The 7,497-nt window shown below is 51.9% G+C and carries 5 protein-coding genes and 1 pseudogene; 2 read left to right on the forward strand and 4 right to left on the reverse strand.

Going from position 1 to position 7,497, the window contains the following annotated elements:
• Nucleotides 1-73: 73 nt before the first annotated feature.
• Together J3482_RS15795 and J3482_RS15800 are read right to left on the reverse strand one after the other, a co-directional pair.
• A complete protein-coding gene (locus J3482_RS15795; RefSeq protein WP_206922686.1) occupies nucleotides 74-1,801 on the reverse strand; it encodes a PucR family transcriptional regulator in 1,728 nt (575 codons plus the stop codon).
• 200 nt (nucleotides 1,802-2,001) lie between these two features.
• Nucleotides 2,002-2,896 (reverse strand): annotated as a pseudogene (locus tag J3482_RS15800) (HAL/PAL/TAL family ammonia-lyase); the annotation flags it as partial.
• A 194-nt stretch (nucleotides 2,897-3,090) separates the two neighbouring features.
• On the opposite strand from J3482_RS15800, the gene J3482_RS15805 reads away from it, so the two are divergent.
• Complete coding sequence (locus tag J3482_RS15805; protein WP_146823840.1) at nucleotides 3,091-4,509, forward strand: hypothetical protein; 1,419 nt, start codon at nucleotides 3,091-3,093, stop codon at nucleotides 4,507-4,509.
• Nucleotides 4,510-4,657: 148 nt separating this feature from the next.
• On the opposite strand, the gene J3482_RS15810 is transcribed toward J3482_RS15805, so the two are convergent.
• Both J3482_RS15810 and J3482_RS20990 read right to left on the reverse strand, forming a co-directional pair.
• Nucleotides 4,658-5,971 (reverse strand): MFS transporter, encoded by a 1,314-nt coding sequence (locus J3482_RS15810; RefSeq protein ID WP_146823841.1) that lies wholly within the window; start codon nucleotides 5,969-5,971, stop codon nucleotides 4,658-4,660.
• Between the two features lie 169 nt (nucleotides 5,972-6,140).
• Complete coding sequence (locus J3482_RS20990) at nucleotides 6,141-6,476, reverse strand: winged helix-turn-helix transcriptional regulator (protein WP_021294941.1); 336 nt, start codon at nucleotides 6,474-6,476, stop codon at nucleotides 6,141-6,143.
• 353 nt (nucleotides 6,477-6,829) lie between these two features.
• On the opposite strand from J3482_RS20990, the gene J3482_RS22280 reads away from it, so the two are divergent.
• Nucleotides 6,830-7,030 carry a YrzR-like zinc ribbon domain gene (locus tag J3482_RS22280; protein WP_499706832.1) on the forward strand — a complete coding sequence of 67 codons (201 nt, stop codon included), beginning with the start codon at nucleotides 6,830-6,832 and terminating at the stop codon, nucleotides 7,028-7,030.
• The last annotated feature ends 467 nt before the right edge of the window (nucleotides 7,031-7,497 follow it).

The raw sequence follows: 7,497 nt of genomic DNA on the forward strand, positions 1-7,497 counted from the left end.
CTATTCATTTCAAGGCTAAATTTGCAATCTGTTCCTAAATTCCACTAGATAAGACACACCCGCAAGTATTCACTCATGCGGGTGTGCGCGGGTTGCGCAGTCGCCACGTCCGAATCGCTAATTGGTAGGTGAAGCGAATTTGGTCGTCGTCCAACTGAATATGCAACAATTGCTCCACGCGCTTAAGCCGATAGCGCAGCGTATTTCGGTGCAAATACAATTTTTCCGCTGCCACTTGCATCTTCGCCCCACACTCAAGGTAAGCCTCCAAAGCTTCTAAGAGCGGTTCCCCGCCTTTATCCGCCAGCAAAGGTGAAAGCATCTGTTCCGCATGAAAATACGAAGAATCTTTATCCGGCGTGGGCAGCAGACGATTTACGACATCCCGGCTACTGTCGGCAAACTGAATAGCCGCTGGTTGCGCCATGACACCTAAAAAATCAGGGTAAGATTTCGCGGCCAAAGCAAGTGCGACTTGAAGCAACTCGTCCCCGTCCGTGACGTCATCAACCCTTTGCTGACAAAAATACGCGCGCAAGGAAGTCCCCACTTGAATCTGCAAAGGCGCCAACCAATCTCGCACAAGCCGCTCAATTTCACGTTTATCCGCGTTCCACATGCCAAATGAAAACAGTGCTATCCCTTGATGGTTGCGCCAGTCCTGCCATGGCACACACGCGGTCAATCGCGTTTGCCTTGCAGCCGCAAATCTCGACTGTGCACAAAGCGCCAACAACCGTTCACGCAAGCTGAGGACGGAGGAAGAAAATCGTCGATAAGCATATGGAAGGTCTGCCTGACGCTGCAGTGGCCTTTGTACATCATGTTTCGCATCGCCGTCATACAGCCAGAGCAACTCAACCGACTGAATGGGTCGCAAGTCCACCATGCGCACCAGGGAGTCCCTCGATAACTCGAATTCCTGCTGTGCCAGACGCACTCCACCCAAGTCGGCCTGATTGGCCCCAGTATTAAATACTGACAATTTTGACATTTTATTGTATACCATCTGTTCAAATGAAAAGTACCACTGACTTTGCGTGGTGATCCCAGGCAACCCAGTCAACAAAAAGTATGCCGTCTGCGAACGCAGCACGCCGGCCAATTCCTCTATCCAAAGCGCCTTGTGTTCATCTGAAAATAACGGGCAAACGTCGTTCGGCGTCAATTGTAGTAAAAACGCACGGTCGAGAACCCGAATCGGAATCAGGAGTATCTCCCGTCCTCTGACATTTTTCCATTGTGTACGCAGGGAATAATCACCCGATACATCGCACATCCTCACCTCTGCTTGGACGAATAGTTCCCGCTCCATCACGCGCAGCCAGTCAGCTAACGTGCGGGGGTCGTAAAACACGAACTCCAAACGTTTGCGCACACCACTTAACTGATGTCTCACAGCTTGTGTACGCTGAGTGACGAGCGTGTAAAAATGACGCGCAACAGTGGAATAATACAGCGAGGAATGCGTCCAAAGAATCGGAATACCCAAAATGTCCGCGAGCATCAAGGTCGCCTTTGAAAAATCCGACGGCGCCCCGCCTTGAAACAATACACCAGCGACACGCGCCTGTTGGAAAAATCGCAAAAGCAGGTCAAACGTGGATGAATACGCAGGAAACAAATCCGCTTTGACAAACACCAACGTATCTTGGAACTCACTGTTCTGTGTGCTTCTCAACCAAACCTTCTCATCATTGAGCAACAAGATGTCCCGACACAAATTGTCGAGACCCACTGCGCCCGCTAAACACTCCGTCTTTCCATTCAAACTGCCGACGAACTCGCGCATCGGAACCATCTAAAGCCCCCCTTAGGTCAAGTACAACGATGACATGAGACTGTCAGGGGTCTAATCGAACCTGTCCGGCGACACGGTGGTGGCACCCTCTCAATTCTCACACTTAATTTTCGTATATTTTATATAGTTTACACCCATTTGACCCAATTCTGTAGAGGGGACCGCTTCTGGTTCCAACATTTTTTGAATCACGTCCCGTTGGCGAGCACGTCGGCGGCGTGATCGACAATTTGATTCGCCTGCCGGGCAGCCGTCGCCCCCATGCTGACGTGATCTTCTTGGTTGCCGGACGAGGGGATGGAGTCGACACTGGCTGGGTGGGCCAAGACCTTGTTTTCAGACACGAGCGAGGCGCTCCGTACGACGCTCGGCGATATTTGCAAGTTCTGCTACGGCGATTTTTAGATAATCCATAGCGAGGGCAATCGGCTGCCCATGGAAGTTTCCACCGGAGTACACTGCGTTCTCCTCCGGGAACAATAACGGATTGTCGGTGACGGCGTTCATTTCGATTTCCAGCGTCTCTTGGACATGTCGCAATGCACGCAGAGATGCCCCATGTACCTGCGGAATACAGCGTAAGGCGTACGCGTCCTGTACCTTGTCGCGACCTGGCTCGCGCACCAAATGACTGCCCGCCAGATAGCGGCGAATATCCCGCGCGATAGCCGCCTGTTCCGGAAACGGCCGGACGCGTTGAATCCCCTCGTTCAAGCATGCCGTCAACGTCTCCACGACCACAGGCCACACGCCCGAATAACCGCGTGTCAGGGACACAAGGCGAAGCAGCATCATACCGCGCACAACGTCCTCCGAATACGGCGCACCCACCCCTCAGGCATGGCTGCGAATCAGATTCACTTGGAGCGTCCGCGTTTGCTCCTCCGGCAGAATCACGCTCGCCAACTTGCCAAACCCCGTATTCACGCCGTATACAATCTGTCCGTCGGCAAGGACGTGATTAAGAAAAGCCCGACAGTCCGACACCGCCTTATAGCACGCTTGCGACACCCGCACAGGCGCTTGCTGGATTACAACCGGTTCAAAATCTGCCAAATCAATTCCTTGCTCATCGATGACAACAGTTCCCGCTATGGGCTTCATGGCATACACCTCGACATCAATTTATGAGTGCACGACCTGTTCGACGCCACAAAGATGTGAAAAGCGCCAACACAGCCATGGCGTTCATGCACATGCGTTGTGTAACGAGATACGCACAAACTGGGCAGGTGAGCGTAAGGATGATCATGCTCGCGAATGCGCTGGACTCACAAGGAGGCGGAAACTTGAGCGCTGCACATTGGGTGTATTTATTAGGAGCATTGGTCATCATTGTAACCATGATTTTCCGCAAGAACATCGTCGTCCCCAGCATTGTGTTCACCATTCTGGTGGCCTGGGTATATAAGGGCTCTTTAATATTTGGATTCCAATCGTTATTTAACGCTGACCTATACGCTGCCAATCAGCTCTTTAACGTGTTTCTTGTGATTTCGTTAATGGTGGCCATGCTGAAAGCTGCAAGTTCCATTGGGGCAGACCAATTAATCATCAAACCCGTTCAAAAGCTGATGGTCTCGCCCACCGTGGCATACTTCATCCTGGCCGTCGCCACATTTCTCATTTCGCTATTCTTCTGGCCAACGCCAGCCATCCCACTCGTCGGTGCCTTGTTAATCCCAGCAGCTGTCCGCGTCGGACTCAGTCCAATGAGTGCAGCAATAGCAGTCGCACTAGCCGGTCAAGGCATGGCGCTAGCTGGCGATTTGGTACTGCAGGCTGCTCCGAAAATCACGGCAGCCGCGGCAGGCGTACCGACGAGTCTGATTTTAGGCAAAGCAGGCGTGCTCACCATGGTAACGGGCGTCGTCGCACTCGGACTCGCCTTCATCTTCCAGCGAAAAGAGGACGTCGCATTTAAAAACAAACGAATCGACGAGCGGATGCATGTCGCAGGCATGTTGTCGATGGGGGAAATGGCAGCCACGAGCGAAGATAGACAAATGGGTCGAATCGCATTCGGCAAACGGGCACTGTTTATCGCCATCCTCATCCCTCTGTTGCTCATTGGCGTCATCGTCGTCATGTTGACGGATAACATCACCGGTGGGGATGCAACGGCACTGCTTGGAGGCGTTGGTGCCATCTTACTGGTGATTATCGGCATGTTAAGCCGAGGGCCCGGTAAATTAGGCGGATTCGAGGCAGTCAGCGAATACCTGGTGGAAGGGTTCGTCTTCGCCTTCCGTGCGATGGGCCCTGTAATTCCAATCGCCGGTTTTTTCTTTCTCGGTGGAACCGATGGCGCACAGGCGATACTGGGGAAAAATGCCCCCGGCTTTCTCTTTGACGCGGCCTTAAAGCTGGGGCACACGCTACCTGCAGGAAGTGCCATTGGTGCGTTTGGCGTACTCTTCCTCGGCATGTTGACTGGGCTCGATGGCTCAGGATTTGCCGGACTCCCTTTAGTCGGTGCAATTGCTGGCGCACTGGGACATGGAAATGCGCAATATATCAGCATGTTAAGTGCTGTTGGTCAAGTCGGTTCCGTATGGACCGGTGGCGGCACGATTGTCGCCTGGTCATCGCTGGTCGCTGTTGCAGGCATTGCAGGTGTCAAAGTGCAAGACCTAGTTAAAAAGAATTTTCTACCGGTTCTCATCGGCCTCGTTCTCTGTACCATCGTCGCCATTATCGTCTGGTAGAACACGCTTTTCAACCAGCACGCAAGCAACCCGCCCTAAGGTTCTCGAATGTGAACCTTAGGGCGGGCCGATGTTCTGCGCCAATCCCTTAAACACACAGGCGCCAACACCAAAACAGATGCTGACAAATACGTCTGTAATTCGTCCGTTACATCGCTTCGCGCGGTGCGCGCACATCGACAATCCGGTGAACACCTTTGGGAAGCAAGAGACTGCCTACCACCCCGACTGCGGAAAAGACCGTCGGTAAAATGAACGCAACGCCATATGCGTGGCGCATCGTTTGCGAACCTGCGCCGACCGTGCCCCCTGCAGCATCTATCACAGCGCCAAACAACACCGGTAGCAACACAGCGCTTAAGAACCCACCCGTATTCGCAAATCCAGACGTGACACCAGATCTTTCCGTCGGAACGTGGTCGCGAATGGCTGCAAACGTCAACAAACTGCTCCCACAACCGAAGCCGACGACAAACATCACAACCCCCGCCACAAAGAGTGGCGGCTCGCCACCCCAGATCACAATCGCCAACCAAGCGAGCATGCCTAAAATCTGCGTCGTCAAATACGGACGCTTCCTATCAGCCAATCGGTCACTTAACCAACCAATCACAGGACTGGCGACAAGCGCCCCGATGAACGCAGTCAGCGTAAACCATGCAGCCTCTGCACGCGGCAGGCGGTAGACGCCCATAAAGTATGGTACCACCCACATACTAACCATCGACAAATAGGTTCCCATGGCGCCAAAGTGACAACAGAACGTGGCCCAAGCCAACTTACTGCGCACGACGTCTGCGAGCATCCGCCCCACTGGCACGCGCTCCACACGTATGCTCTCCGCCTGGGCCTTGGCAACAGCGCGCGCTGGTCCGCCCGCAATCAAGACGATAAAATTGGCCACACCCGCAACGACCAATAAAGTACCAATGACGATAAACGGGATATGCCATCCAGATACCGCAATCCAAGTTGCCAAGGGAATACTCGTAATCAGCGCGCCAATGTTACCAGCTGAATTCACCACCGCCAAGACGGCAGCGAAACGTCCTTTGGCAAACCACTTGGCGAGAATCAACACAATGTTAACCCAGATGAGCGAATCACCCAGCCCGACAATGGCGCGTCCACACAGCAACAAGCCGAAGTTTGGCGCAGAAGAAAAGACCAAGGTACCAACGCCATCGCAGAGCACGCCCAACACAAGCATCCGTTCCGGCCCTGATTTATCTCCATATAACCCAATTGGGATTTGTAGCACCATATATACCAGGTACTGAATGCTGGTAATACTACCCAGAACCGCAGCAGAAACATGAAATTCCGTTTGCAGTTGATCAGATATCAAACCCGGTCCAGTCCGTTGGGTGAAAACCAGCAGGTAAGATACGCCGATGCTTGCCAGCACGAGCCAGCGCCAGCGTTCAGCTAGTGCTGCCCCAACTCTTGACTCTCGCATCATATTTGATACCTCACAAATGTTTATACAAATGATGGATTGCGTAATAGCAACATTCTGACTCTAATGCAGCCGTCGCGCAATGTCAAAATACGACCGCCCAAGGCAGGCTCATATGAAACGGCGTGCCCTTTTGCACGCCGTTGGACGGTAGATACTACGATTCAGATCATTAGGTCCATTTCGCTCCCCAGTGTTTCATCGCGACGAGTACGCTATGAAAATCAATGCCTTTCTCCGTCAACGAATATTCAACCGTCACAGGCACCGTCGGATACACCGTTCGCTCCACCACACCGTTGGACTCCAAATGACGCAGTGTATTACTAAGCGCCTTTGGACTGACCTTGGGTAGCGCCCGCTGCAACTCGCTATAGCGCTTCGTGCCGCTATATAACTCTTTGAGCACGAGAAATGACCACTTGCCGCCAATAATATTGAGCGCCGTCTCAATCGAACACGGAATGCTCTCCAAATCAGGATGTTGCTCGGACAGCAACTTCTTCAAATCAAACACCTCGCTAACTATTCGTAAGGATGTATACTGAATGAAATAATGTGCATTAGAAGTGACTACTTCACAGTTTATACCGACATATTTAAAATAACAACAGGTGCTGGATCGCCGTGTGATGCTATTCTGCTGTCTGTTCACTTGACGGGACAGACAAGATACGTTGCGCGTTGCACAAATCATGTGTCGGCTATGCCTTTTATTTATAATCGAACTAAATCAAAGTCACAGTTTCCCGTAAGGCTGTTCTCTGGCCGTGCGCGGAGATTGTCCATCATTGAGGTCTGTCGATTCTCGACAGGGTACGAAAGCAGGGGTTGAACCAAGACGCAGAGAGGATGATATTCATGCATTGCCCACATTGTGGTCACCATGACCTTGGAAAAATCGGAAGTCATCGTTATTACTGCTCAAATTGCTTTAACGAATGTGTAATCAGAGACGATACCGTTCAGGTATTCGGCGTTGACATAGAGGGCGACTTAGTGGTACTCGAGTCGAAAGTGCTGACCGAACAGTTTGCAAGTCACAACGGGGAGCGATCATAAATCGCCCCCGCTTTTACTGCTTCGACCGATTGACTGCTCTGATGAGACCATGCTGAGAATGCGGAGACTATAATCCTGCACCATCTCAGCATGGCCATCACACGGCGCATCGATGGGCAACAGACGGTCGCCAGCACGGCAACCCCCGTGTCGTTCTTGGATGAAAACGCAACGTCTATTCCGATAATACATAGCGGTTCCCTTTCATTCGTCACTGCAAGACATCCGCATATACTGACGGTACCCTCTCGCATACCAGCCACCCTGGCGCATCAAATCGATGTGACGCCCACGTTCCACAATCTGTCCGCGCTTTAGTACGAGAATGTCATTGGTGTTAGGTTAAAAGTGTGGACACAACGAATCGTGAATGTGAAAATAAGTAAATTGATTCGAGGTGTCTACGATGACAAAACAATACGATGCGGATTTCAAACTGAATACAGTGAAGTTGGTTCTGGAGGAGG

It is taken from the genome of Alicyclobacillus suci (assembly GCF_017329615.1).
Classification (GTDB): Bacteria; Bacillota; Bacilli; order Alicyclobacillales; family Alicyclobacillaceae; genus Alicyclobacillus; species Alicyclobacillus suci.

Excerpts from the sequence above, each read along its gene's own strand:
- J3482_RS15795 (WP_206922686.1), bottom strand. The coding sequence starts at position 1,801 with ATGGTTCCGATGCGCGAGTTCGTCGGCAGTTTGAATGGAAAGACGGAG.
- J3482_RS15810 (WP_146823841.1), bottom strand. The coding sequence starts at position 5,971 with ATGATGCGAGAGTCAAGAGTTGGGGCAGCACTAGCTGAACGCTGGCGC.
- J3482_RS22280 (WP_499706832.1), top strand. The coding sequence starts at position 6,830 with ATGCATTGCCCACATTGTGGTCACCATGACCTTGGAAAAATCGGAAGT.